Below are 26,584 nucleotides of genomic sequence, written 5' to 3'. Positions count from 1 at the left end.
GGACGTATACGTTCCCCTGTGGTACTCAAAATAAAATTCTCCGGTCCACGTGTGGAGCCGCCTGCTGTCCTTCACCCGCTCGGAAAGCTCTGTAAAGTAAGTGAGGGAACTCTCCTGGCGCACCTTCGGTATGCCGCGGATACCCTTTTCCATCCTCCTGCCCGTCTCCAGCATCTCCCTGGTTGGGCCGCCGCCTCCGTCGCCGTAGCCGAAGGCCACCAGAATGTCATGGTTCATCTCCTTATTCTGATAGCGCTGCCAGCCGCCCATGATCGCGTCCGGATGCAGGATACCGTTATAGGTGGTAAAGAAGCGATCCACGCTCTGCCCTACTCCCAATGTCGAGATGAGATGGGTTAAAACCTTCGTTCCGTCGATTCCTTCCCACAGAAGCGTGTCGTCCGGCACCTTGTTAAACTGGTTCCAGGAAAGCTTCGTCGTCATAAAATAGTCGATCCCGCATTTCTTCATGATCTGGGGCAGGGCGCCGGAATAACCGAATACGTCCGGAAGCCACAGCACCCGGCTGTCCACGCCGAATTCCTCTTGAAAGAACCGTTTGCCATATAAAAACTGGCGCACCAGACTCTCTCCGCTGGTTAAGTTACAGTCGGCCTCCAGCCACATGCCGCCCTCCGGCTCCCAGCGGCCTTCTGCTGCCCTTCTCTTAATCTCCTCATAAAGCTCCGGGTACCGTTCCTTCACAAACGTATAGAGGACCGGCTGGCTCGACATAAACCGGTATTCGGGATATTCGTCCATCAGCTCCAATACCGTGGCGAAGCTGCGGGCCGCCTTCTCCCGGGACTGGGCAACCGTCCACCACCACGCCACGTCGATGTGGGTATGCCCTATGCAGGTGGCAATCACCGTATCGTCGCCCGCCAGGTCCTCATACAGCGCCTTTGCGATATAGGCCCGCGCCGCCTCCACCGAGCGGTAGAAATCGTCGGAGTGGACATCCCGTAAGTCCAGAAGGCTGATCGTGTCATTTAACACAGTCAGGATATCAATAGCCGTCTTTCCCTCCTGATCCATCCGGTCCATGGCCCATAACGGCACCTGGATATCATAATAAAGGTCCTTAACCGGTTGCGACACTTCCTCCACATCCGCCATCAGACGAAATTCCGGATGAAGGGTGCCTGAATACGCCTGCAAATCAACCGTCACGGTCTCTCCCGCCGTCGCCGCCTCAGAAAGCAGGACCTCCCTGTGGTTCATATCAGCGCCCTGTACCACTTCTCCGTTCAGGAACACGAGAAACTGCGGATTCTTGGCGTCATCCCACTCCTCAATCTGGGTACGGATGCGAAGCCATAAGCCCTTCCCATCATACTCTTCCGGTATTGTAAATACGGTTCGGAACCAGTAATGGCGGTCCGGCCCGTACCAGTGCATCAGGCGGCTGTCAAATGGTTCCCAGTCTTCCTCCGCCAGGTCGGCCTCCTCCGGCCGTAAAAAGAAGCCTTCCTTCACCTTCCAGTCATCCAGCTGGAATTTCTGGACAACCATTAATTTTTTTAGCTTATTGGCGATTACCTCCGCCCTCTCCCTTGCAAAAATCATATGTCAATTCCTTTCTGAGCCCCGTATTCTCATCTCGGACGGGGTGGTATGGTAATATTGGTTGAATTGCTGGTAAAAATAATTCATATTCGTGTAGCCTACAGAGGCCGCGATCACCGCGATCTTCTCATCGCTGTTCACGATCTGCTCTCTGGCCATACAGAGCCGGTAGCACATCAGGTATTCCGAAAATTTCATTCCCGTTTCCTTGATGAATATCTGTCCCAGATACGTGGAATTCATGCGAAACTTATCGGCTATGATCTTCAGCGAGATATGGCCGCCGTACTCAGCCGCCACCATCAGGACAATCTTATGGATCAGAGGCGACATGGCCTCATATTCTATCTTCAGGATGGGATCACCGTTCTTCTGCTCCGCTTCCGGCAGCGTACCGTGAAGTTGTTCCATGATGACCTTGCGGATACACGCTTCCAGCTCCTCTGCTCCCACCGGCTTCAGTAAGTAGTCCAGCGCTCCGCAGCGGAGGGCCTCCCTCACATAGTGAAAGTCATCGTATCCGCTCATCATGATGTAATTCGAATGAATGCCAAGGCCGCTTAAGCACTCGATCAGCTCATATCCCATGTCATTGCCGATTCTGACATCTACCAGACAAATATCCGGATTCCAGTCAATGATGTGTGACATGACCTCCAGAGATGTTTTTGCAGTCCAGATCCGCCCCACGCCTAATTTCTCCCAGTCCAGAAGGCGCTTTACGCCCTCCAGGACATTGGGCTCATCGTCTACAATCAGAACCGTATACATGCGGCCTACTCCTTTCCCGGCAGCGCCGGAAGGAAAATATCGATTTTCAATCCGCCTGCCGCCTGATTTTCAATATTCATCGAGAACGCTTCCCCATAGAAATAGCTGAGCCTCATATAGACGTTGCGCAGCCCGATATCCGCCCCGGGGTCGTCCCCGCCTTCCACCATATTCTTCCTGATCTCCAAAAGGCGGTCCTCCAAAATCCCCCGGCCGTTATCCGACATGGTAACCAGGATTCCATCCTCTTTCTTAACCGCCTCCAGCATCAACAGATTAAATTCGCTCTCCTGGTCCATACCGTGGTTGAAGAAATTTTCCGCCAGTGGCTGAAGCCAGAAGGCGATGGTATCCACGTCCTTAGCCTCCTCCTCAATATCCACCCGGTACACAAAGGTATCCGCGAAACGGAGGGACATGAGCTTTAAATACATCTCCAGGACCTCCACTTCCTTTCGCAGAGAAATCACCTCCGGACAGCGGATCAGAGTCCGGTAAAGCCTTCCCAGACCCTCGATGGCCTCCGCCGTCTCCCTGTCCTTTAGTACCAGCGCTCTGGCCCTTATGCTTTCCAGTGTATTATATAGGAAATGCGGATTAATCTGATGGCGCAGCGCTCTCATCGCCGTCTCCTGCTGCTTCAGCTTCAGTAAATACTCCTTGCGGATATATCCGTCCAGTTTGACGCTCACCTCCGACAATGCGTCGGCAATCAGCGTGTATTCATTGTAGTGGCCGCCCCGCTTCATGACCATGGTTCCCACCTCTACAAAAGAACCGTGTTCCATGGTTTTGAGCATATCCATGATATGGGAGAGAAACCGGGCCTCGCCCTGCAGATTGAAAAAGGCAACCACGACAGCACCGGCGGCCAGCACAAGGACGGTCACGGCCAACGTCGCGGCTCCCGCGCCGTTCGCCCGCCAGAGAGAGACGATGTCCACTGCCGATATGTACTCACTGTCCCCGGATGAGTTGACGAATTCAAAATAGAAAACCGGAAGCCTTCCTTTCCATAGAAACCAGCCCTGAAACGCCTCCTTTTCGGAAGCCGTCAGAATCCACTCCCGTTCCCGTTCTCCCTTTACATTTTCATAGGATATCATTTTCCCCTTAATCAGGGCCCAGTCATACGCCTGGCTGCTTCCCTTGTAAATATCCTTTGATGAGCCGTAAAATGTCAGTGTTCCGAGACTTTTCATGACGGAATCCGGACTCCTCACTTCAAAGGATTCCAACACCGTATCCCTGTCCGTCCTGTCGATCAGCTGCCATTCCCCTCTCAATCCATACGTTACCCTCATATTCCCGGAGAGGTTATCCAGCCATATGATTTTTATTCCCTCCGGCGACCGGATCGTAACCGCGTTTACCTTCAGCTGGCTGTTGACAAACAGCTTCCGCATGTCACCGGGCAGCCAGGCGATCTGCGTGTTGGAACGCGCGCTGTTCTCCTCTCTGAGTCTCGTATAATCCTGCTCGCTGGTGCTCTCAAACAGAGTCTTCGTGTCCTCCATCAGACTCGGCTTTGCATAAATGCCATTTACATAATTTTCTAACTGTTCCGACCTGTCTCTTTTCTGCTGCTCCAGGGTCATAAAACTGGCTTGTACCTCCTGCCACCGGTTATCCGCCCATATGTTTGTAAAAAAGCAGAGTGCGAAAATCAGGCAAAACAGGGATATAAAAATAATAGAACAGACCGTGCCTGTAAAACGCCTTCTGTATACACTGATTTTCAAGAATGAACCTGCTGTCTTTTTCATAAGCTTTTCCCTCTGTCCGTTCGTTGTCTTTTCTGCCGATTATTAATTATACAGTCGTTTTCTTTGATTCACAAGCAGATGCCTTTAGCCGCATCCGGTCTGTTCTATATTTTGTTCTTTATTTTGTTCTGTATTTACTTATCAGTTGTAAAACTCGTTGATCTGCTTCTGCGCCTCCTGGATGACCGTATCAAACCCTGCGGCCTTTAATTCCTGGATCACGGCCGGAACCGCTGTCTCCGGGTCGGAAGCGCCGGTTAACAAGTCGTATTTGTACTTCTGCCATACGGTCAGGCAGTTGGACATCTCATTCTGGATATTGGTCAGATCGAGGGAAAAGCCTAAGCAGGAAGAGGAAACCGCTTCCTCGTTCTGTTTCTTTACCTGATCCCACTGATCCGGGTCCGCATCCTCCGTAATGGACATGTTGAAGAAGGTTCCCTGCGTATAGGCGGCCAGCGGCCAGGTATCCGTCTGTTTCTCAATCACGCCGTCCCCCACATATTTGAAGGTCTTATCCGGCACACCGTATGCCAGCATATCGCGTAATTTGGAGTCGGTATTCACGAGCTGCAGGAATTTCAGACACTCATCCTTATATTTGGAGTTAATGGAAACGGCGTTCATGGAGCCCTGAATGGTATCGGTAGAATAGAGCGGGCCGAATACCTTAAACGCATCATACTTCTCCACACCGTTTAATACCTGCCATGTGGCAACCGCGCTGGGCCAGCCCTGTGCGGAAGAAAATGGAAGCTTCTTCTGCGGCTCGGTCAGAACATTCGCATCCGGATTGATGATGCCATCCATATACCATTGATGAAGCAGCTTTAGATTCTCCATGATATCCGGCTGGTCCAGAGTACAGATCACGGTTCTTGTCTGGTCATCTACCTTTACGCCGAGAGGCTGCAAGCCGGAGGTCAGGCCGTCATATTCGTTAAAGAATCCATTAAAGGGGCTTCCCTGGGACATCTGAAGCGGATAGAAGCCCTTGCCCTCTCCCTCCTTCATATCGCGGAACGGCTTATCTAAGTCCTGCATCGTCTTGATCTGATCCAGATCAATGTTGTACTTCTGCACGTACTGATCGTCAAAATACCAGAATTGTGCCATGGAGGAATCCTTATAGGTGGGAACGGAATAAACCTTTCCTCCAATGGTCACGCCCTTCCAGAGCTGCTCCGGAATCATTTCATAAAGCTCCGGCGCCACCGACTGGAGCTTGTCGGATATATCTTCGAACGCGCCCATTTTTACAAAACGGCTGTAATTCGTATTGTTTACGAACATCATGTCAAAATACTCGCCCGAGTTGATGATGGTGTTCATCTTCTTCTCGTAATCGCCCCATCCGGCCACCTTCAAATCCAGCTTTACGTGGATCTTCTCCTCCAGATACTCGTTAATCGCGGCAATATCCTGATCAAAATCACTGGGCGTGGTTCCTCCCACGGTCCAGTATACCAGAGTCGGAATGTCTCCTCCGGCTGGATCGGCCGCAGCCGTATCCTTCGCAGACGCGCCATCTTTTTCCGCCGTGTCTCCCGCGGGAGTCCCCGTCTCTTTCGTATCTGTCTTAGCCGCGCATCCGGTTATGGTGCCGACGGCCAGCAGAGCGGCCAAACCGGCCGCAGCCGCTTTTTTCCATACATCTGTTTTCTTCATAAACAATCCTCTTCTTTCCTGACTATTCTATTATCAACGGGAAACCCGCCTGATAAGCAGTTATTAAAATACGGGCGCAATCACCCTTTGACGGCTCCGACTGTCAGTCCGGAGATAAAGTATTTCTGGAAAAACGGGTATGCACATGCGATTGGCAGTACAATAATGACCACAATCGCCATACGGGCCGCTTCCTTTGGCATATTTGCCACCATATCCGCCATACTCGCGCCCATGGTGGCGGCGTTCTGCGCCAGCATGTTGATATTGGTCATGATGGCATTTAAAAGTGCCTGCAGGGAGTAGAGACGCTGGTTGTCGATGTACAGCATGGACTGATACCAGTCATTCCAGTAGGCGAAGCACAGGAACAGCCCAATGGTAGCGATAACCGGCAGGGAGATGGGAAGCACAATCTGAAAGAAAATCTTAAACTGGGTGGCCCCATCCATCTTGGCCGATTCGATCAGTTCCTCCGGTATGGTTGTCTTAAAGAACGTCCTGCATATGACGACGTTAAAGGAAGATACCGACAGAGGCAGAATCAGCGCCCACAGAGTATTCTTTAAATGCAGGAACTGGGAGACGATAAAATATGTAGAGACCAGACCTCCGTTAAATACCATGGGGATGAAGACCAGCATGGTGAGAAATCCGTTCAGCTTGTAGTCCGGCCTGGATAACACGTATCCCATCAAGGTGGTGAGAAGCGTTCCCAGGGCGGTTCCCACGATAGTAACAAACAGGGATACTCCCAACGCTCTGATGATCAGGGCCCCCTGCTTCAGCAGATAGCCATAGCCATCCAGAGAAATAATCTTAGGAATCAGCCGGTAGCCGTAATCGGTGATGGACTGCTCCGCGGAGAAGGAGATCGAGACCACCAGCACCGCCGGTATTACACAAATCAGGGCCAAAATCAGAAACATGATATTTAACAGAATATTAGCCCTCGCGGATATCCTGTTGAAGCTCTGCACGTCTGCCGCTTCCTTATTTTTTTTGGACATATTCTTCCTCCTGTCTAATGAATGAGTGATAGTAGCTTTTCAGACACGTTTTAGATCATGGCACTCTCCCGGTCAACCTTGCGCACTACGGCATTGGCCAGAAGAATGGTGATGCATCCGGCAACGGACTGGACGAATGCGGCCGCCGAGGCCATTCCCGTGGTCGATGACATGAGCTGTTTGTATACAAAAACGTCCAGTGTATACGTTACATTGTACAGGGAATTGGAGTCTCTGGGCACCTGATAGAACAGGCCGAAATCAGAATAAAAGATACGGCCCACCGCCATGATGAACATCATGATAATGACAGTACGCATGAGCGGAAGCGTCACCCATTTCATCTGCTGCCATACGCTGGCCCCGTCAATACAGGCAGCCTCGTAATACGTCTTGTCGATCCCGGTAATGGTAGCCAGATACACGACCATGCTGTAGCCCAGATTTTTCCAGAGATACATAAATATTAAAAAGCCCGGCCACAGCTTGGGAACCATGTACCATTGTCTGGGATCCTGGCCGAGGCCTTCCATCAGATTGTTTAACATCCCTTTGTCAAAGCTTAAGAAGGCCCATACCAGAGCGGTTACCACCACCCATGACAAGAAATACGGCAGAAACATGGCCGTCTGAAATACCTTCGCCATGCGCTGGTTGTGAATCTGCCCGATTAAAAGCGCCATGGTTACAGGAACCACAATGTTTAAGATAATGAAGGTGATATTATAGAGAATGGTGTTTCTGAGTATCATCCAGATATCGCCGGACGAAAACAGGAACTTGAAGTTGTCCAGTCCGCACCACGCGCTGGTAAGAATGCTGTGTAGAAATCCCCCGTTGATGGTATACTTTTTAAACGCAATAATAATACCAAACATGGGCAAAAACGAGAAGAGCAGGTACCAGACTGCGGTTGGAAATGCCAGTATGGTCAATTCCGTGTCATCCCTGTTCCACTTCCGCTTTTTCCCCGGCTTCTTTTTCAAATCTGCCATAAAATATGCCTCCTTTTTCTTTTTCATTGTTCTTTTTCATATCTAAAAAATATTATAATCTATGCATTTTTACTTTTCTATCTATGATTTCTTATATAGTATCCTGTAAATGTTAGGTATATCCGAAATTTTACCGCTTAGTTTTTGTGCATTATGCACAATCATTTCTCTTCTATTCCCTCTCTGTCACAGTTTTTTATCTCACTTTTTTGCAGGTATATCTAACGTTTATGAGATAGACAACCTTCTCCGTATTTTTTATACTGAACTCAGAAATGAAACCGACGCGGTACTCAAAGAGAGAGGAAGAACCCATTATGAATGCACAGCAAGAAATGCAGCCAAACACGAAAGACAATATTCTGCTGATCACCACGGACCAGCAGCGTTTCGATACCATCAACGCCTGGGGAAACCAGAGTATCTTCACACCGCACTTAAATTATATGGCAGCCATGGGGACCAGCTTTACCGGCTGTTACGCCTCATGCCCGATCTGTGTCCCCTCCAGGACCACCATCATGACGGGAATCGAGGGATACGAAAGCGGCGTCGTATCCAACGCGGACCACAGAGCATTTATGGAAGCGCGGACAGCAAAGCGGCTGACGCTTCCCGCCATGCTTACGGACGCCGGTTATCAGACATGTGCAAAAGGAAAGATGCATTTTGAGCCGGCCAGGGCCTGCTACGGCTTCGAGCATATGACTCTGCCGCTGGATTACATGCGCGCCTGTGACAAAAGGGGCGACCGGGTAAGGCCCAAGGTCCACGGCATCGGTGAATGCCTCATGGAGCCTGTGATTTCCACGGTGGAGGTCAGGGACAGCATGACCACCTGGATCGGGGATGAAGCCATTGATTTTATCGAGACCAGAGATCCCCTGCGCCCGTTCTTTCTGTGGACCAGCTTCACAAAGCCGCATCCACCGTTCGATCCCTGCCGTGATTTCTGGGAACTGTACCAGCAGATTTCCATGCCGGAACCGGTATACGGAGACTGGTCCCACTCCCTCGAAGACACCCCCCAGGGCTTTCTGGCCGGTTCCTACGAAAATACGGATATGCATCTCTTCGGTCCCGAACAGATTACGGCCAGCCGCAGGGCATACTATGCCTGCATCACCCAGGTGGATTACCAGCTTGGCCGGCTGTTCGGTGCGTTGAGAGAACACGGTCTCTTTGAAAACACCTGGATTCTCTTTACCTCCGACCACGGAGAGATGCTGGGCGACCATTACATGTCCCAGAAGAACCTCTTTTTTGAGGGCTCCGCCCATGTGCCGTTCATCCTTGTTCCTCCAGCCGGGCGCGCCATCCCCCATAACAACCAGGTGGATGGCGTCATCACGCTGGCCGACGTATTTCCCACCATACTGGCTATGGCCGGACTCACCCCTCCGGAGGATGGAAGCGGAGAAAACCTGCTGCCATTTCTCAGTGGAAAGGGACAGAAAGAAAAGATATTCTATGGAGACAGCCTTCATACGAATTTCTGTGTAATGGAAGACCGGAAAAAGCTGATCTATACGAGAATTGGCAGCAGTATGCTGCTGTTTGATTTAGAAAAGGATCCCATGGAACGCCATAATCTGGCGGACGATCCAAAATACTGGGAAGTCAGAGAGCGGTTGTGGAACTTATTAATCAGCCACGTAAAGAAAACCGCTCCCCAGGTATTAAAACCGGGAAGCGGCACAGACAATTCCGATACTTTTATTTCCATTCCCGCCCCCCGTTTCCCCGGAGACATGCCCGGACGGTGGCTGGGATTCCATTACCATGATTATACGGTAGATACGTTTCATTGAACAGTTACTGAGCAGGAGCGGCGGCACCAGTTTTCCATTGCAACCGGAAATAAAATCACATATAATGTAAAGAAGATTAAAAATGCAATGAATGAAACGAGGTATGATTCATGAAAAAACCATTGATTGGTCTTACGCCCTCCCACAACACGGACAACAACGACATACAGATGCGCCCCACCTACATAAAGGCTCTGACGGCCGCGGGCGCCATTCCTGTCGTGCTTCCGCTGACTTCGTCTGAGGACGACTTAAGGCAGCTTGTGGACACGCTGGACGGCTTTCTCTTCACCGGAGGCCCCGACGTTCACCCCTTCCTGTTCGGAGAAGAAACTTTAGACCGCTGCGGCAGCGTTTCCGCCGAGAGGGATCAGATGGAACTGGCTCTCCTCCCCCTGGTGATGGAGACCGGCAAGCCTGTTCTCGGCATCTGCCGCGGGATACAGCTTTTAAACATCGGCCTGGGCGGCACCATCTGGCAGGATATTCCCAGCCAGGTAAAGAGTGATTTCCCGCTGGCCCACACCCAGCCCTTCGCCTACGCGCTCCCCTCCCACACCGTGACCTTGCAGCCCGACAGCCTTCTGGCCAGGATCGCGGAAGCGGAGACACTGTCCGTCAACAGCATGCATCACCAGGCAGTCAGAGATGTGGCCCCCAGTCTCGTCGCCTCGGCCCGTTCCTCCGACCAGCTGGTGGAGGCGGTGGAGATGCCGGATTACCCGTTCTTCATCGGCGTCCAGTGGCATCCGGAGTATCTATGGGAGAAAAATGAAGCCGCCGCCAGACTCTTTTCCGAGTTTGTCAAGGCGGCGGCTGGTAGTGCATAGCGTAATTAACCGCAATGTACTACAGGAACTTAGCGCTTCTTCCCAGCAGCTGCAATCAGCACCACACTGAGCAGGATGCACAGACATCCCGCGATCTTTCTCGCGGTGAACAGTTCGCCGAGGACCAGCACTCCCAGGATCACGCTGGTGATCGGCTCCAGCGTGGACAGTATGGCCGCCGTAGAGGCGCCCGTATACCGGATTCCCAGCTGGAATAAGCTGATCGCTCCCACGGAGGCACAGATGGAGACCAGGAATGCAAACAGCCACGCCTGGCCGGTTAAGTGAAGCGCCAGCTGGCCGGTCACGCCTCCGTAGATTCCCGATAAGGCGGCGCCGAACAGGCATAAGTAGAACGACAGCTTAAAATAGTGCATGTTCTTGATCCCCGACTTATCCATAACTACCATATGAATGCTGTAAAACAGGCCTGACAGCAGCGCCAGAAAGATTCCGGTGCCGCTTCCCGTGGCCGCAGAAAAATGTTCCAGAAACAACACGGTGCCGGCCGCTCCGCAGAGCAGAGCCAGCACCTTTTTTATCGTGATCCCCTCCCGGAAGATGAGGACACAGCCCGCGGTAACCAGCACGGGATAGATAAAATGAAGCGTGGTGGCCATTCCCACCGGTATGTATGAGTATGACATATAGAGCGTCACCGTCGTTGCAAATGCCCCGAAGACGCCGCACACGGCCACCGGCATTCTCCAGGCAGGTTCCACTTTAAGTGGGATGCCCTTTATTTTTAAGATCAGGAACAGGACCGGCAGGGACAGCAGACAGCGCAGAAACGTCATCGTGATCCCGTTGGCCCCGCCGTCATAAGAGATCCTGGCCAGAATGGGTGTAAATCCGAATATGACGGCAGAGGCTGCCGTAAATATAATTCCTTTATATACCTGGTTTTTCAGCATGGCAATTCTTCCTTTCCGGTGCAGAGCCGTCTGATCGCAGCCGTTCAGACGGCTCATCTGCTCGACCGAAGAAACCGGTCTAGAAGCAGAGTTTCAGACATTCTTCCGTTATGTCGCCGCAGAACACCTCATAGCTCTGTGTCTTCAAAAAATGTTCCACTTTTTCCGGCGATGAGGCCCAGTTGGAGACAATACGGCAGAGCAGCGACAAATTCTTGTCTCCGTCCCGCTTCGTCTTGATCATCACCAGCACTTTGATAATATCCTGTTCCCACAGAATAGGCGTTTTTAAGATGCAGACGTAACAGCCCGCGTTCTTCAAAATTCTTCCCAGATCCTGGATATGGGCGATCCCGTTGCCCACCTCGTTGGCCCGGAAAGCATTCTTCCAGTCCAGCTCCGTGGCGATCAGGCCGCGCCCGGCCAGACAGCGGTACAGGTTTTCCATGACCTCATCCCGATTCCGCCCCTCCAGTCCGAAAATGCCGAATTCCGGCTTTAAATACTGCTCGATCTGTACCTGCTCCAGCTTATATTCCGCGATCGCACTGCAGACCTCGCTGGTGGAATCGCCGTCCTGTATCTCATAGTACGGCAGATCTCCCGGCAGCCGGTAGTCGCTCACATAGATCAGATACTGAAGCTGGTTCAAATAGCCGTTATTGTGGTATTTATCCATCCATATCAGCTCATAGCCGTCCTTCGGAAGGCTTTCCGAAAGCTCGTTATAATAGATCAGCGCCTCCGAGAGCCCTAAGTCCCCGCAAAAGCCGATCTTAAACTTCTTCCGCTTCTCATGGGTGCTGATAATCATGTTAAACGCCGGCACCAGATACGCGAACTCATTATTGTCCATCTGCACGCCAAACAGCTTTTCTATGATTCCACTGGCGGAATGAGCCACCTTGGTGGCAAACAGATAGCGGCGCAGATTCTCAAACAGAAGCGGATTTCTGACGATCAGATGCGTTCTGAGCCTTAATACCATGGGCTCAATGCTGGTATATAAAAAGTCCAGGAACACAGGATCATCGGTAAAATCCAGCTCAAAATTGTCCTTCACCTCCCGCAGGATTTCCGCCACGCACTGCTTTAATGTGGCGTGTTCCTCGGAGCCTACAGGCCCGCTGTCCGGCATTTTCTTACTCAGGATATGGAGGGCAAAATACTCCCGCTCTTTCTCAGAAATCGATATGGAATAGAGCTCTTCCAGCTGGTCCGCGACCTCCCCTGCCGCGTACCGCTCCCTCACATAATTCATCGTCATGGTACCGCCCGGCAGCTCCCCGATGCCGCATCCGGCCCTCATGCGCAGCACACTGACATACATATGACTGGCCAGATCCACGGCCAAAAACGGTGACAGCCTGATCTTATTGGCCCGGCACGCCTTCCAGACGATCCGGACCAGTGTTTCTCTCTGGGCATCCCAGTCATACTTTCCGCCATCCGCCCGCCGCTGAACCATAACCTGAAGCTTGTCATCGTACCGGAAGAAATATTCCGCAATACAGAGGCGCTTGTCCAGTTCATCACCGGCGACACCGATTCCCCGCCGCAGATTCACGTCGATCTCCAGACGGAACTTGGCAAGAAGGGTGCGGGCACGGTTCAAGTCCTGGGTAAGGGTCGAACGGCTGATGTAAAACGTGTCCATCAGCTCCTCCGCCTTATAATACGGCTTTCCGATCAGCAGCTTGTTGATGATATAGATGACCCTCTGAAAATTATACCGGAACACCTCGCCCTTATTTTTCCGCAGATTTGCCCGGAGCGCCTTCGACAGCCCATCCATGTCGGAGCCGTCTCCCACCAGCAGGCGGTAGCCGTAGGACCGTTTCGATTCGATCTCCACGCCGTACTCCTTTAAGAAGCTCTGAAGCTCCTTTAAGTCGTACTTTACCGTGCGCACAGAAACCCCGGCTGCTTCTGCGAGAGCAGCCGAGGTTACATACGTTTTCCTGCCTAACATCGTTTTTATCATGATGACATATCTGGTTCTTGCCTCAACCATGAGCTTCTGACCTTTCCGGGTTCGCCAGGATTAAAGGATGTGAAGAAGGGAACCTATCACACCTACTGCAATTGTAATCAATAAGATTGTAGTTGATTTGCAGCCTTTTTTCAAGAGGCCAAACATCGCCAGGGTGTAAAGCAGCGGAAGCAGCAATGGGAAAATCTGATCTAAGTATCCCTGAAGTTCAAACGCCGTCTCTCCAATGGTAAAGGTGAGCGGGGTTTTCATCGCAACCATGGAGGCACTCATGGCGCCGATTACCATAAGGCCGACGATTGACGCGCCCTTGGAAATCATTTTTAAGATGCCTGCGCTCTTCGAGTTGCTCATTAAGCCTGCGCCGAACTGATAGCCCAGCACTGTGCCGTAATAGCGGATCAGGAGATGCGGAACGTTGAAAATGATCAAGAACAGAATTGCCCCCAGAACGCTTCCCTGCTGTGCCAGAGATAAACCGATACCTGCGGCGATGATTCTCAGTGTGCCCCAGAAGAAGGAATCGCCGATTCCGGCTAACGGACCCATGAGTCCTACCTTTACGTTATTGATGATATCCTTGTCAAAGTCCTTGTTCTCACTGGCTTCCTTCTCCATGGCTGCTGTAACGCCGCTGATTACGGATACCATATGAGGTGTGGTATTAAAGATCGCCATATGGCGCTTTAAGGCTTCCGCCTGTCCCTCTTTTGTCTTATAGAAACGTTTAATCGCCGGCCACATACCCACGGAGAAGCCCAGGGCCTGCTGCCTTTCGTAGTTATAAGAGGCCTCCAGCAGGAATGAATTCCAGAACAGGCCATTTACCATTTTTTTGTCCTCAGCAGACATTTTTTGCTTACTCATCGAACAAATCCTCCTCTTCCTCTGAACTTACGGCTGCAGCCGCTGCTGTTCCATTTCCAGACGCGCCCTTTTCATAGCAGATCACAAAGGCCAGCACGACGCCCATAATGGTCACCGCCATAATCGGCAGATTCAAATAGGATATCAGAATAAAACCAAATACGAAGTAAATAGCATTGCGTTTCTCCATCATCGGAAGAAGGAGAAGTGCGAAACCAACTGCCGGAAGGAGTCCGCCCGCTACGGAGAGACCATTTAAGATTACCTGCGGAATATTGTTTACAAACGCCTCAACCGCCGGTGAACCGAAGAGCAGAGCCACAAAACCTACTGCGAAATACATGAAACACTGAAGCAGAAGACCGCCGATGTTTAATGCGTACAACTTTTTAATGTCTCCCGCCTCCGCTAACTTCATGGCGAGATCCATGAACCAGCTTCGGATAATGAACACGATAACCTTTAATGACTGGGCCAGAATCGCGATAGGAAGTGCCAGAGCCAGAGCGATATCGGCTCCCTGTCCGGACTGGATCGCAAACGCCGTTCCAAGTCCCGCGCCGACTAATACATCCGGCGGAACCGCGGCTCCGATCTGAATAGCGCCCATAAATACCAGTTCCAGAGTGGCTCCGACCATGACACCGGTCTGTAAGTCTCCCAGCAGTGCACCGATCACCGGTGATACCACGATCGGCCGGATCACCATAGGTGTACCGCCTAATTTCTCCAGGAACCACAATACTGCCATTGCGAGTCCAACTAAAATTGCTGCCTGCATAATTTCATTTCCCCCTTTTTAAAATTTCTTACGTAAGTCCGCATACTTTGCCATTGCCGTGGACGGTACTTCCTGAACCTCGATGGTATATCCCGCAGAAGCTATCTCATCCAGGTTCCTTAAGTCCTCCTCGTCCACATAAACGGCCTTGGAAAACAGTTTCTTACCGTCCGCCATCTGAATTCCGCCTAAGTTGACGACTGGCTTCTCCTCCAGCTTCTTTAAAAGGCCGTTGGCATCGGCCGGACTACCGCAGATTGCAAATACTTTCATGTCCTTCAGTTTCGGATTATTGATCAGCTTCGCCGCTTCCTCCACGCTTCTGGTGGCCAGCTTCACACCTTCCGGGCAGCACATCTTGATAACGCCCTTCCGAAACTCGTCTGCCGCGGCCGCATCGCTGGCGATTACGATGGCGTTATAGCTGAGCGCCGATTTCCAGCTGTAGGCTACCTGGCCGTGCAGAAGTCTGTCATCAATTCTTAATTTTACTATCATATCGATATCCCCCTTCTATTTAGAAATCAAAGTCATCTGATGAATCAGCGGCGTCTTCCATCTCCACAACCATAAGCTGTTCTCTGGCCAGCGCCACTGTATTCTTCAGCTGATCCGCCGTAATGGGGCTGTCCCCATCCAGCAGAGTGACAAGTTCCAACACCAGCGGCAGATTCGCCCCAGTGACAATCAGGCTGTTCTTCAGCCGTTTTCCCATGATTTTCTGGTTCACGCTTCCAAAAAATGCATCTGTGATCACCAGAACCTGATCTCCCTCTCCGAGAGATTCCGCATAGTCGTCTATCTGTTTTTCCAGAGGTGTTTCCGTGACAAATGCGTTAATACAGGTGATGTCTTCCCGCTTCCCCATAATCAGGGACAGCGCGCTTTCCAGGCCATCCGCAAATCTTGCGTGAGCCGCGATGAGCATTCGTTTCATTTCTTTTCCTCCTCGTTATGAGCACTTAGCGCCTGTATTTTAAGCGCTTACGTGCGATACATGTCACTGGCACTTAGCGAGGTCTTTCACGCTTAGTGCAGTGACTTATAAAGTTTTTGTGATATACTGGCTGACTACCGCGTTGACGCCTCTGTGTAAGTCTCTTCCGCGGTCATCCGCCATCCGGTAAGCAAGCACCTGGAACACGGTCACGTACTCCAGACCGAAGAACCAGCGGCTGGCCGGGCTGATGGATAAGTCCCGTTCTTCCAGCGGTTCCTCTCCTACCAGGGCGCAGAAACCGATCTGCTCCTTAATGAAGCGGGCGATTGCCTTCGCCTTCTCGTCGTCCTCTCCCCGGTGATGTAAGATAAGGAAGAGCGTCGCGTCATCAAAAGAGTTCTGAGGGCCATGGATAAACTCTTCCAGCTCGAAGCTTCTTGTCATCATGGGAACCATCTCCATAACCTTAATATCCCCTTCGTTGACGATTGGATACAGGTCTCCGGTTCCGGCCAGCATCATTTTGTTTCTTCTTAACAGTGAGAATTTATTGGCCTGATACCACGTTTCCGTCGCCGCTTCCACAGCCGGCAGATTCTGGATCATCGCATCAAAGTCCTTTAAATATCCTGCTTCTGCTTCCGCCGTCACCTCTCCATTATAGACGCCTGCCGCAAGTCCCAACAACCAGCAGACGGCGGCTGAGGTGGAAAATCCGATGGTACGGTACATGAATTCCTCCTGTCCGCATCCCATATCCAGGTGGAAACCGGCCATCCTTGCGATGGACGCTTCCGCATCCGCGGTGATCGCCATACACGGCCTGTCCGCATTTTTAATCTTCTCCAGGGCCTGGTAAACAAGCTTTGTCTCCCCTCCCTGGGAAATTACCACATATACCGTCGAATCCGTATCACCTGCCTCCCGACTCAGTTCCGTATCGGCTTCATAATTTACAAATAAATTCGGATACTTGAAATCCGTCTCTATTCCGCACTGATTTTTAATAAACAGCTTCGCTGTGTGGGCACTGTTGTAAGAGGACCCGCTGGCGATAAACACGAGGCGGCGAACCTTTTTGATCCCGCTCTCAGACAGATAATCCGCAATATTTTTCGCGCGTTCCGGATAACTGTCCCTGATTCCCTTCAGACATTTTGGAATCCTTTCAATACAATCTAATACAGTTGTCATATCCTGCACCTCCCTGACAAGTCACAGTATAGTCCTTTGCAAAAAAGTATTCAAATTGTATTTTTGCACTATATAAAGTGCAAAAACAGGCATACCTCCAAAGTACTGTTCTTTTTTTAGCCAAACTCCCTTCTCATAGTGTACGCAAAAGCGGCCTGACCATTCGAGTCACGCCGCTTTCATACATGTATTACCATTATTCTGTTTTTCATCTCTGTATCTTCCTTATCGTAAGCTTTATCATCTTGTTGTTTACTTGTTTTATCTGTGGATCCTACGCTGCCGCGTTAAAGCTTCTTTCCATTTCTCCCAAACTTCTTTTTCCGGTTGAAAAACGGAATCTTTGAAGCCGCGGCCTCGGCACGCCCTTTGTTATCTTTCTGATACGAACGGAGAAGCTCGTCCAGCTGTTTGAAACGCTCTTCTTCCTTCTCATCCTTCACTCTCATCAAATATTCCAGCTCTTTTACCACCTTGTCATTTACGATACTGCTGACATCCTGGCTCAGCTGTTCATTGTTGACCTCCAGGGCCCGTCCAATGATGTGATTCATGATTTCCTGGAACTGCTCCATCTTCTCCTGAGCAATGATTACCTGCGCTGTGCTATGTACTTCAGCAAGTCCCGTCTCTCCGTCTCCGCTGTCTGTGACTACCGCGCTCTCTTTTAATGCCCGTGTCACCGATTCCTCCAGAAGCTCGTCCGGTATCACCGGATCTTTTCCGTCTTCCATGATTTTATCAAGCGCTGTCTTGATGGCTTTTAACTGGTATCCTTTTTCCTTCAGTTCCTTGATCTGCTGGAATAAACGGATGTGTGCTTCGGTGTAATACCGGTGTCCCATCTCATTTCTTGGAATCGCAAGCTCAAGCTCGTCCTCCCAGTAGCGAAGTACGTGGGACTCTACATCCACCTTTTTAGATGCGTCCGATATTAAGTAATGTATCTCAGCCATAGCTATATCCTCTCCTTTGGTTCGTATAGTTTCATAACTTACTATTTATATCTTATGCGGCGGTGAGAGGGATTATGAATGGTTTTCGAAAATTTATTCAACACCTTTATAATTAATTCTTATCAATTGCTTCATGATATGAACGGTAGCCTGTATGATAACTCCGTTGACTGCCATGGATATGAGAGTTGCCCAGCCCAGGCAGCCCCCTAAGATAAAGCCGAATGCTGCTAACAGGACATCCAGTGTTATTCTTGTATTCCTGAGTGAATACCGGTATTTGTCCATAAAATACATCATCATGGCATCAATTCCGGCCTCTCCCAGCCTGGCGGATATATAGATCCCGATTCCCATACCCATAAATAAAAATCCGCCGGCTGCGCTGAGCAGCCTGCCCCAGAGGGGCACATGGGCCCCAGCGGGGAAACCGGCTGCAAAGAAGTTAACAAACGCTCCCACCAGAATACTGTTTAGAATGGAGCCAATTCCTATCCGTTTTCTGTCCAGAAAAAACAGGATTATGATAATACCAGTCATTAGAAGCTGGGAGGCCTGTCCCAGTGAAATATGAAATACATTACATAAGCCAGCCTGAAATAAGGAGAGCGGGTCAAGTCCAAAGCCCGCAGCAACCAGCAGATTGATACTGAGTCCCATAACAGCAGAGCCCAAAATTACCAGAACAATACGTACTAACATTTTATCCTTCATAAGTCCTCTTACATCAGACTGCGAAAAATCGTCTCGATTTCCTCTTTGTCCGGTTTGTAAATATTATGGCGCAGACTGGCATCTAAAAGCGTTTTATCTGCCAGCAGGGAGAGATCCTCCAGTTTAACACCAAGCTCCGACAATTTCCTCTTCGTCCCTACCGCCTCTGACAGTTTTTCGATTCTTTCAATCAAATAATCCGCCCTCTCCCCGGTTGTCATATCGCGGCTCTCTATGGGGAAAACAGCTTCGCATAACGCGGCATAGCGTTCTTCAGCTTCCGGAGCCTTCCTATTGGTACGTGATCCTTCCGGCATCAGGATCGCATTACACAGTCCGTGCGGTAAGTCATAAACCGCGCTTAGCTGATGGGACATGGAATGAATGAGTCCGCAGCCAGCGTTTCCAAATGCCAGGCCTGCTAAAAACTGTGCAACCGCCATCCCCTCTCTGGACTTACGATCCGGAGAAATCACCGCAGGTTCCAGGTGCTCAAAGATCAGACGCACCGCAGCCGCAGCCAGTTCCGATGTAATCAAAGCTCCATCTATGGAACAGTAGGCTTCCACCGCATGGGTCAATGCATCCATCCCGGTTCCTGCGGTGAGAGACGCAGGCATATTCATCATCAGTTCATAATCATCTACAGCCAGAACGGGAAGCACATTCCGGTCGGAATTTCCATATTTCCGGTTCTGCGCTTCATCGACTACTACATAGTCGCTGGTACATTCGCTCCCCGTTCCCGCCGTTGTCGTAACCGCAATCAGCGGATATGCTCTGCTGCTTTTATCTGCCCCTGTATAGTCCTCAATTTTTCCGCCGCCCGCCGCTACCACGGAAATTGCCTTAGCGCAGTCGTGAGCAGAACCGCCGCCGACGGAAATGAGAAAATCACATTGATTTCGTATAAATGCATCCGAGCCCTGATTTACATTGTTTGTTGTAGGGTTTGGCTTACAATCAGTAAATAACGCATAGCCTGTATCTGCTGCTTCCAGCGCATAAATGACATTTTTTACGATAGCCGTGTCAGCCAGATCACGGCCTGTTACCAGAAGTGCCTTTGTAAGCTTTCTGCTTCGGATTTCATCCTGAATCCCCTGTAAGCTTCCAAAACCAAACAGCGCACGTTCCGGTGACTGATATTTGAATACACCCATTCTCAACACTCTTCCTTTACTTTTTTATAGTTTCCGGCCATTATACAGGCCAGTATGACAGCAAGAATTCCTCCTGTGAGCTTTGCCGCCATCATTGGGGCAATCATGCGCGGATCGATCGACTGGGTGTAGGCATAATGCGCCGTGATAATACAGATCGCATTCGTATACCACGCTGCCGATATTATGACCCCCCGTCTGTCCATATCCTTTATCAGCATAAAGGCTGATAACACATTTACACAGGATATGGGAATCGCTGCTGCCGCCACATCATTGATATGCAGAAGTCTTCCAGCTGCCGCAAGAGGACGTCTCAACAGATAAATAAAGAGATATGCCAGGGGGATACTGCCAAGCTGTACAATACTCATATCGGCCACAATACCCATAGCATTTTCAATCGGTTCCAATCCATTGATGAGTGGGGTGTGGGTAATATACGTAAATGCTGCCGCTCCCAGGCTGAGAATCGTAATGATCCTGAGAATCCTGGCAAAAAGCATAAATCCGCGGATAACGCGGTCTTTAAGGATCAGGAAGCCGGCAATCACCAATCCGGATATCAACGCTACCGGTATTGTATTTCGAATCAGCAGGACAGCGTCAAGGCCCATTGACAGACCGCCGGCCACAGCCCCGGCCGGGACTGTGATCAGTCCGATCATAATTCCTGTTGCAAAATCTCCCTGCTGGTCTTTATTGATTAATCCCAGCGCCACCGGTATCGTATAGACCAGGGTGGCCCCCAGAGTAGAAGACACAATAAGGCCGGAATAGAGTCCAACGCCCTGGTCATCAGCCATAGACATGGCCAATGGATAACCGCCCATATTATTAGCCAGAATACATCCGAACATAGCCGGGTCGATTCCGAAGGACCGGAACAGAGGCGCCACAACTATTGCACAGCTTTTTCCCAGCAGAGGAGCAAGACAGATAATCCCCACCATGCTGAGTGCAGTCGGCCCCATACATAGAAAACCTTCCTCGAACTTTTCTCCAAGCTTTAATTTATTTCCGCATACGCAGTCGGCCGCGCCGATCAGGGCCCCCACCGCTATTAATAAATTCAGCATATTTCTCTGTCACATCCCCTGCATCTGACTGCAGATCCGCTTCACCCGTCTGTCTGCTTCATATTGGACACGCTCCCGGTCTATCGTCAGGAATTCGCCTTCCTTATACACCACGCGTCCGTCTATGACGGTCATATATATATCAGACGCCTGTGCAGAATAGACAACATTAGCCAGAATGTCATGTTTCGGAATCAGATGGGGCTTGTCCAGATCCAAAATGATAAAATCAGCTTTCTTTCCTGTCTCTATCACTCCACAGTCCGCTCTCCCCTGCGCCTCCGCTCCGTTAACCGTTGCCATCTCAAGCACGGTCTGAGGCGGCAGCAGCGTTGGATCCAGGAAGGCACCTTTGGCCGCCAGCGATGCCAGATGAATCTCCTCCATCACATTTAAATTGTTATTGCTTGCCGCTCCATCTGTTGCAACTACTACCCGGATACCCTCATTCAGGTAGCTGCTGATCGGAGCGACTCCGCTTCCCAGCTTTAGATTAGAAGAGATACAGTGGGACACTGTCGCTTTTCTCTCCCTCATGATCTCCTTATCCCGCTCCTCGAGCCAGACACAGTGAGCGGCCAACACGGGATTTTCAAACATTCCGCGCTCATAAAAATACTGGACCGGTGTTAATCCTCCATGACGAAGCTTACACTCCTCATGTTCTTTCTTTGTTTCCGAAATATGAGTATGGACTGTAAGGCCCTGTTCCTTTGCGAAAGCGGCCACTGCCTGTACCAGGTTATCTGTAGAGGTATACTCTGCATGCAGTCCCATATCTATCCGTATCCGTCCATCCTTTTTGTCTCTGTATTCATTCAGCAGGGATACCGTATTTCTCCAGCCTTTTAAGCTTTCCGGTCTTTCATGGGGATCTGAGGAAGAAAGACCATGGCAGATATTTGCCTTCATCCCTGCATCGTAAAGGGCACGGGCAATATCCTGTACATGGAAGTACATATCCGAAATTGATACGCATCCGCCTGCCATTAATTCCATCGCACCTAAGAGCGCCCCGTAATAGCAGTCTTCCTCTGTCATGTTTCCTTCAAAAGGAAACATTTTTTTCGTCAGCCAGTCATTTAATGAGAGCCCTTCTCCCAGTCCGCGCGTCAGAGTCATCGGCACATGGCAGTGCGTGTTGTAGAAGCCTGGCATCAACAGTTTATTTTTTCCATCAATGACCATTTCCGGGTCTTTTTCCACCACGTCCACGCCAATAGAATCAAACCGGCCGTCTTTCACAACGACATTCCTGTGCTCCAGGGGCTCCATATTACTGTTTAGAACCGTAATATCCTTTATCAGCATACCTTTCCCCCTCACTCAGCGTCGATCCGGATTAATGCCTCCAGGGCAATTAATATTTCATGTTCAACCGCCAGCGCCACCATTTCTTCATCCGGCTGATATCCCTCTACGCCGACTAACTCGAAGGCCGGTGCGTCCGCCGCAAGAATAGCGCCTGCTTTTATCCCATGAAGGCTGGCCACCACCAGAAGTCCCGCCACCTCATTTTCCATGGCGATCACTCCAGCCTTCTGATATAATTTGACCCTGGATTCCAGGAGTCCCGGATAAAACAAAGCCTGAGTCAAGACAATGCCGCTATGGGCCTGTAACTGCAAATTGCCGGAGCTTTCCTCCAATGCCCTCACCACATCCATATCCGCAACTGCCGGATAGGAAAGCGGAAGCATTTTCTCCGTCACGCCGTCTTCACGGCAGGCTGCCTTCACGATTACCAGACTCCCTGCGGTAACTTCCTTCTGCATTCCACCGCAGGTACCTACGCGTATTATGACCTTTGCTCCCGCACGGCAGAGGCTTTCAAATCCGATTACAGCCCCTCCTTCTCCCACGCCATGGGAAGTTACCGTTACGGGAACGCCTTTATAGGTACCGCTGTACGTATGGTATTCTCTGTTTTTTGCAAGGCATTTCACCTTTTCCAGCTTCTCAGAGATTTTCTTAGCTCTGGCCGGATCACCGCAGGTCAGTACTCTGGGGTTGATATCTCCCTCGCAAACTGCAATACACGGTAAAACATCTCTCTTTTTTTCTTCCATCTTCTTACCTCTGTTTTTTTCTGATTTTTTTACTTCCAAAAATCGACAATGCCGCCACCGTCGCAATATAAGGAATTGTCAATGTCAGCTGAGAAGGAATAACATTCTGCAGCGATACTCCGATTGCCTGACAGAACCCGAAAAACAGGCTGGAGGCGATAATGAATACCGGCTGATTCTGGCCCATACTCGCCGACGCCATGGCTATGTATCCTCTTCCTGAGCTCATATTTTCCGAAAAGAGCGTAACCTGCCCCATACTGAGCACAGCTCCGCCGAGACCACACAGGGCACCCGACACCAGAACCGCAATCATCTGAGTCTTTAAAGTTTTAATTCCCAGACTTCCTGCCGCTTCCTCATTTTTCCCAATACTCTGTACATGAAACCCCTGCACCGTCCTGTATAGATAGATAAACATGAATATCGCCAGAATATAGGACAGATAATCAATAAAGGTCAGCTGCTCGAGCACGCGTCCAAGAAATGGAATATCCTTTATCACAGGTATGTTTAATTTAGGCAGTGCCTTTAACTGGGGACTTGAGAAGCTTCCCTTAACCCCTAAGATCGTATACAGCAGTACGCTGGTCAGACCGCTGACCAGGAGATTCACCGACGTACCAATTACCATATCAGCCGCCTTATACTTTACCTGCAGAATGGAAACAAGAGAGGCCACCGCCGCTCCGGATGCCACACCACAAAGCACAGCCATGTACACGTTTCCTGTATAATAATTAGCCACAATAGCTACGAAGGAGCCAATTAAAATCTGGCCTTCCAAAGCAATATTAAATACTCCTACCTGACTGCAGATTGCAGAGCCTAACGCAGCAAGCAGTACGGGAGTTGTGGAACGTATTGTCGAATTAATGATAACCGCCAACAGATTTAAATTCATGCCGCAGCGCCCCCTCCTTCGCTATGATCCATTTTCAGTTTCCGTTTCTTAATAAATTTAATTCCTATCTTTGCCGAAACAAACAGTGTAATCGTACTTTGAATCACAGTCGCCATCTGCAGCGGAATGCTGGAGGATCGCTGGATCGCCTGTCCCCCAACCTGAAGTCCGGAAAGAAAAATCGAGGATACCAGGATTCCTACCGGATGCAGGTCTGCAATCAGTGCGGCCATCAGGCCCGTCCATGCGTAACTGGCGCTCGTAAACATCCCATCCGTATACCGGTATTTATATCCGAATATCTCGCACATCCCGGCCACAGCAGCGATCGCTCCGCTTAAGGCCATCGTCTTAAGCATGACTTTCTTTTCGAATACACCGCCATACTTTGCAAAATGAGGGTTTAATCCGGTCATCTTTGACTCATAGCCAAAAACAGTCTTCCGTTCCATATAAAAAAACAGAATTGTAATAACCGCCGCGACAACTATTCCCAAATTCAGGGTGTTCGAGGAGCTAAACTGCAGAAAATGGGTGCTTTCAGGAATTGTTTTTGTTACAAGCGACAATCCGTCTCCCGATTTATCCTTAAACGGATAGCTCACCAGATAGGAGGCGATGTAATTGGCTACATAGTTTAACATGAGTGTACATATTACGATAGAGCTTTGAAATTTCATATTCAGAACAGCCACAAGAGTAGCGTAAAGACCTCCTGCAATGATTCCGGCGAGGATTGAAAGCGGCAGCAGCAAAAAGCCGGGAAGAGGCACGTATATCGCTGTAACTGTCGCGGCAAAGGCTCCGGTAATCATCTGCCCTTCCACACCGATATTAATGTATCCTGCCCGCCATGCCGCTGCGGTTGCAATTCCACAAATAATAATTGGTGTGGCTCTGGTTAATGTCTGTGTCAAATAATAGGGGTTGAAAAACGATTTTTCAAACATATTCATATAGATTTCAATTGGATTTTCATGAGATACCAATATGAATACAGCTCCCACCAGAAGACCCAGAAGTGTAGCCGCAACAGGCTGGGCCATAACTTTTCCAAACTGTTTTCCATAGTTTTTTAATTTATCCATTATGCCCTCCCATCATTAAAAATCCGACCTCCTCCGTGGAAACTTCTTCCCGGTTGAACTCTCCTCTGATTTTTCCATCGTAAATAACGTAAACACGGTCAGATAAAGCCAGTATTTCAGACAGCTCCGAGGAAACGAGCAGCACCGCGTCTTTCCTGTTTCTTTTTTCCACGATTCTGTCATGAATAAATTCCCTGGCTCCTATATCGACGCCTCTGGTCGGTTCTGCTGCAATTAAGAATTTTGAGTGATGCTCAATCTCCCTGGCCACAATCAGTTTCTGTATGTTCCCTCCCGACAGCGATCCGGCTTTATTCTGAATATTGTCATACTTTACACCATACTTCTCCAGCAGCTGCAGCGTAAATTCCTGATTTTGTTTCTTGTCCAGTATTCCCTTACGTGAAAATTTCTTCTGATACTCAAATCCCATGATTGCAGTTTCTTCCAAAGACGCTTTCTTAGCGCATCCATATTCATAACGGTCTTCCGGAATATGAGCGCAGCCTGCCTCCCGGATCTCCCGTACACCCAGGCTGGATATCTCTTTTCCCTCCAGCGTAATCTTCCCTTTCGTCAGATTAGTAAGCCCGGTAAGACACTGGATCAGCTCTGTCTGTCCATTGCCGGATACGCCGGCCAGCCCTACAATCTCGCCCTCCTTCACATGCAGGCTCAGACCCTTTAAGACCGTAACGCCATCGTTTTCACAGTATGCATCCTCTATCTCCAAAACGGTTTTCCCGGGTTCCTGCTTCTCGATCTTACGCTGCGGGATTCCTTTCCCAACCATGAGATAGGACAGCTCTTTTATATCCGTTTCACTGATTTTCCGTTCCCCTATGTAGTTACCTTTTCTCATAATAACTGCCCGGTCCGCCACGTCCATGACTTCCTGCAGCTTATGTGTAATAATAATAATGCTTTTTCCACGGCTCGCCAGATGTTTCAGAGTCTTCAAAAGCTCATCAATTTCCTGCGGAACCAAAACTGCTGTGGGTTCATCGAAAATAATAATGTCCGCATCCTGATACAGCACCTTTAATATTTCAATCCTCTGCCGCATTCCCACAGAGCACTCCTCTACTTTCAAATCCGGATTAATTGAAAGCCCATATTCCTCACTTAGGTTTTTAACGATCTCACTCGCTTTTTTTCTGTCAAAAAACAAGTTTTTCTTCGGCTCTTTGCCATACACGATATTTTCCGCAACCGTATAGCTGTCAAACAGCATAAAATGCTGCTGCACCATGCCAATGCCGCAGGCAATGGCATCCTGCACGGAATGAATACTTACCTTCTTCCCATCCAGAAATATTTCTCCCGAATCAGCGTGGCCCAGTCCATACAGGATCTTCATGACCGTGGTCTTCCCGGCGCCGTTTTCTCCTATGACTGCCAGAATCTCACCCTTATTCATCCCAAAGCTGATATGATTATTCGCAATCGTCTTGCCATATGTTTTTGTTATATCTTTTAATTCCAGGAACATATTAAGTCCT

General features: G+C 49.8%; 23 protein-coding genes and 1 pseudogene. 2 read left to right on the top strand and 22 right to left on the bottom strand.

Annotated features, from left to right (window positions below; genetic code table 11):
• The 6 genes and pseudogenes from ACLTD4_RS08365 to ACLTD4_RS08340 all read right to left on the bottom strand — a co-directional run.
• A pseudogene (locus ACLTD4_RS08365) lies at positions 1-1,569 on the bottom strand (alpha-mannosidase); the annotation flags it as partial.
• 3 nt (positions 1,570-1,572) lie between these two features.
• Positions 1,573-2,340 carry a response regulator transcription factor gene (locus ACLTD4_RS08360; RefSeq protein WP_002601994.1) on the bottom strand — a complete coding sequence of 256 codons (768 nt, stop codon included), beginning with the start codon at positions 2,338-2,340 and terminating at the stop codon, positions 1,573-1,575.
• A gap of 5 nt (positions 2,341-2,345) precedes the next feature.
• Positions 2,346-4,106 (bottom strand): sensor histidine kinase, encoded by a 1,761-nt coding sequence (locus ACLTD4_RS08355; protein WP_117622597.1) that lies wholly within the window; start codon positions 4,104-4,106, stop codon positions 2,346-2,348.
• A 141-nt stretch (positions 4,107-4,247) separates the two neighbouring features.
• Entirely contained in the window at positions 4,248-5,774 is a 1,527-nt protein-coding gene (locus ACLTD4_RS08350; protein ID WP_002601996.1) for an ABC transporter substrate-binding protein, read from the bottom strand.
• Positions 5,775-5,854: 80 nt separating this feature from the next.
• Positions 5,855-6,784 carry a carbohydrate ABC transporter permease gene (locus ACLTD4_RS08345; protein ID WP_002601997.1) on the bottom strand — a complete coding sequence of 310 codons (930 nt, stop codon included), beginning with the start codon at positions 6,782-6,784 and terminating at the stop codon, positions 5,855-5,857.
• 50 nt (positions 6,785-6,834) lie between these two features.
• On the bottom strand, positions 6,835-7,779 hold the full coding sequence (locus tag ACLTD4_RS08340; protein ID WP_055658010.1) for an ABC transporter permease: 945 nt from the start codon (positions 7,777-7,779) through the stop codon (positions 6,835-6,837).
• A gap of 317 nt (positions 7,780-8,096) precedes the next feature.
• On the opposite strand from ACLTD4_RS08340, the gene ACLTD4_RS08335 reads away from it, so the two are divergent.
• Positions 8,097-9,590 carry a sulfatase-like hydrolase/transferase gene (locus tag ACLTD4_RS08335; RefSeq protein WP_055657885.1) on the top strand — a complete coding sequence of 498 codons (1,494 nt, stop codon included), beginning with the start codon at positions 8,097-8,099 and terminating at the stop codon, positions 9,588-9,590.
• Positions 9,591-9,700: 110 nt separating this feature from the next.
• The gene (locus tag ACLTD4_RS08330) at positions 9,701-10,420 is read left to right on the top strand and encodes a gamma-glutamyl-gamma-aminobutyrate hydrolase family protein (RefSeq protein ID WP_117622596.1); all 720 of its coding nucleotides are present in this window, start codon (positions 9,701-9,703) and stop codon (positions 10,418-10,420) included.
• A 29-nt stretch (positions 10,421-10,449) separates the two neighbouring features.
• Here ACLTD4_RS08330 and ACLTD4_RS08325 read toward each other — a convergent pair whose 3' ends face one another.
• From ACLTD4_RS08325 to ACLTD4_RS08250, 16 genes are all read right to left on the bottom strand, one after another.
• Complete coding sequence (locus ACLTD4_RS08325; protein ID WP_243008296.1) at positions 10,450-11,391, bottom strand: DMT family transporter; 942 nt, start codon at positions 11,389-11,391, stop codon at positions 10,450-10,452.
• A 22-nt stretch (positions 11,392-11,413) separates the two neighbouring features.
• On the bottom strand, positions 11,414-13,348 hold the full coding sequence (locus ACLTD4_RS08320; protein ID WP_117622595.1) for a BglG family transcription antiterminator: 1,935 nt from the start codon (positions 13,346-13,348) through the stop codon (positions 11,414-11,416).
• A 30-nt stretch (positions 13,349-13,378) separates the two neighbouring features.
• A complete protein-coding gene (locus tag ACLTD4_RS08315; RefSeq protein WP_002602003.1) occupies positions 13,379-14,194 on the bottom strand; it encodes a PTS system mannose/fructose/sorbose family transporter subunit IID in 816 nt (271 codons plus the stop codon).
• Positions 14,187-14,975 carry a PTS mannose/fructose/sorbose/N-acetylgalactosamine transporter subunit IIC gene (locus tag ACLTD4_RS08310; RefSeq protein WP_002602004.1) on the bottom strand — a complete coding sequence of 263 codons (789 nt, stop codon included), beginning with the start codon at positions 14,973-14,975 and terminating at the stop codon, positions 14,187-14,189. The genes ACLTD4_RS08315 and ACLTD4_RS08310 overlap by 8 nt, the downstream gene beginning before the upstream one ends.
• An 18-nt stretch (positions 14,976-14,993) precedes the next feature.
• Positions 14,994-15,473, bottom strand: coding sequence for a PTS sugar transporter subunit IIB (locus ACLTD4_RS08305; RefSeq protein WP_002602005.1), 480 nt, complete (start codon positions 15,471-15,473; stop codon positions 14,994-14,996).
• A 19-nt stretch (positions 15,474-15,492) separates the two neighbouring features.
• Positions 15,493-15,912, bottom strand: coding sequence for a PTS sugar transporter subunit IIA (locus ACLTD4_RS08300; RefSeq protein WP_002602006.1), 420 nt, complete (start codon positions 15,910-15,912; stop codon positions 15,493-15,495).
• Positions 15,913-16,017: 105 nt separating this feature from the next.
• Positions 16,018-17,109, bottom strand: coding sequence for an SIS domain-containing protein (locus tag ACLTD4_RS08295; protein WP_117622594.1), 1,092 nt, complete (start codon positions 17,107-17,109; stop codon positions 16,018-16,020).
• Positions 17,110-17,396: 287 nt separating this feature from the next.
• On the bottom strand, positions 17,397-18,065 hold the full coding sequence (locus ACLTD4_RS08290; protein ID WP_002602008.1) for a helix-turn-helix domain-containing protein: 669 nt from the start codon (positions 18,063-18,065) through the stop codon (positions 17,397-17,399).
• A 93-nt stretch (positions 18,066-18,158) separates the two neighbouring features.
• Complete coding sequence (locus ACLTD4_RS08285) at positions 18,159-18,779, bottom strand: YczE/YyaS/YitT family protein (RefSeq protein ID WP_117622593.1); 621 nt, start codon at positions 18,777-18,779, stop codon at positions 18,159-18,161.
• An 8-nt stretch (positions 18,780-18,787) separates the two neighbouring features.
• The gene (locus ACLTD4_RS08280; RefSeq protein ID WP_412331232.1) at positions 18,788-19,942 is read right to left on the bottom strand and encodes an iron-containing alcohol dehydrogenase; all 1,155 of its coding nucleotides are present in this window, start codon (positions 19,940-19,942) and stop codon (positions 18,788-18,790) included.
• A 2-nt stretch (positions 19,943-19,944) separates the two neighbouring features.
• Positions 19,945-21,021 carry an ethanolamine utilization protein EutH gene (locus tag ACLTD4_RS08275; RefSeq protein ID WP_002602011.1) on the bottom strand — a complete coding sequence of 359 codons (1,077 nt, stop codon included), beginning with the start codon at positions 21,019-21,021 and terminating at the stop codon, positions 19,945-19,947.
• Positions 21,022-21,030: 9 nt separating this feature from the next.
• Positions 21,031-22,332, bottom strand: a complete 1,302-nt coding sequence (locus tag ACLTD4_RS08270; RefSeq protein ID WP_117622591.1) for an amidohydrolase — start codon at positions 22,330-22,332, stop codon at positions 21,031-21,033.
• Between the two features lie 11 nt (positions 22,333-22,343).
• Positions 22,344-23,090, bottom strand: a complete 747-nt coding sequence (locus ACLTD4_RS08265; protein ID WP_117622590.1) for a nucleoside phosphorylase — start codon at positions 23,088-23,090, stop codon at positions 22,344-22,346.
• Positions 23,091-23,094: 4 nt separating this feature from the next.
• Positions 23,095-23,994 (bottom strand): ABC transporter permease, encoded by a 900-nt coding sequence (locus ACLTD4_RS08260; RefSeq protein ID WP_002602014.1) that lies wholly within the window; start codon positions 23,992-23,994, stop codon positions 23,095-23,097.
• The gene (locus ACLTD4_RS08255; protein ID WP_002602015.1) at positions 23,991-25,082 is read right to left on the bottom strand and encodes an ABC transporter permease; all 1,092 of its coding nucleotides are present in this window, start codon (positions 25,080-25,082) and stop codon (positions 23,991-23,993) included. The genes ACLTD4_RS08260 and ACLTD4_RS08255 overlap by 4 nt, the downstream gene beginning before the upstream one ends.
• A complete protein-coding gene (locus ACLTD4_RS08250; protein WP_025531851.1) occupies positions 25,075-26,574 on the bottom strand; it encodes an ABC transporter ATP-binding protein in 1,500 nt (499 codons plus the stop codon). The genes ACLTD4_RS08255 and ACLTD4_RS08250 overlap by 8 nt, the downstream gene beginning before the upstream one ends.
• Positions 26,575-26,584: the final 10 nt, after the last annotated feature.

It is taken from the genome of Hungatella sp. (assembly GCF_046966825.1).
Note: the sequence above shows the minus strand (reverse complement) of the source record. Positions and strands in the feature narration are given on the sequence as shown.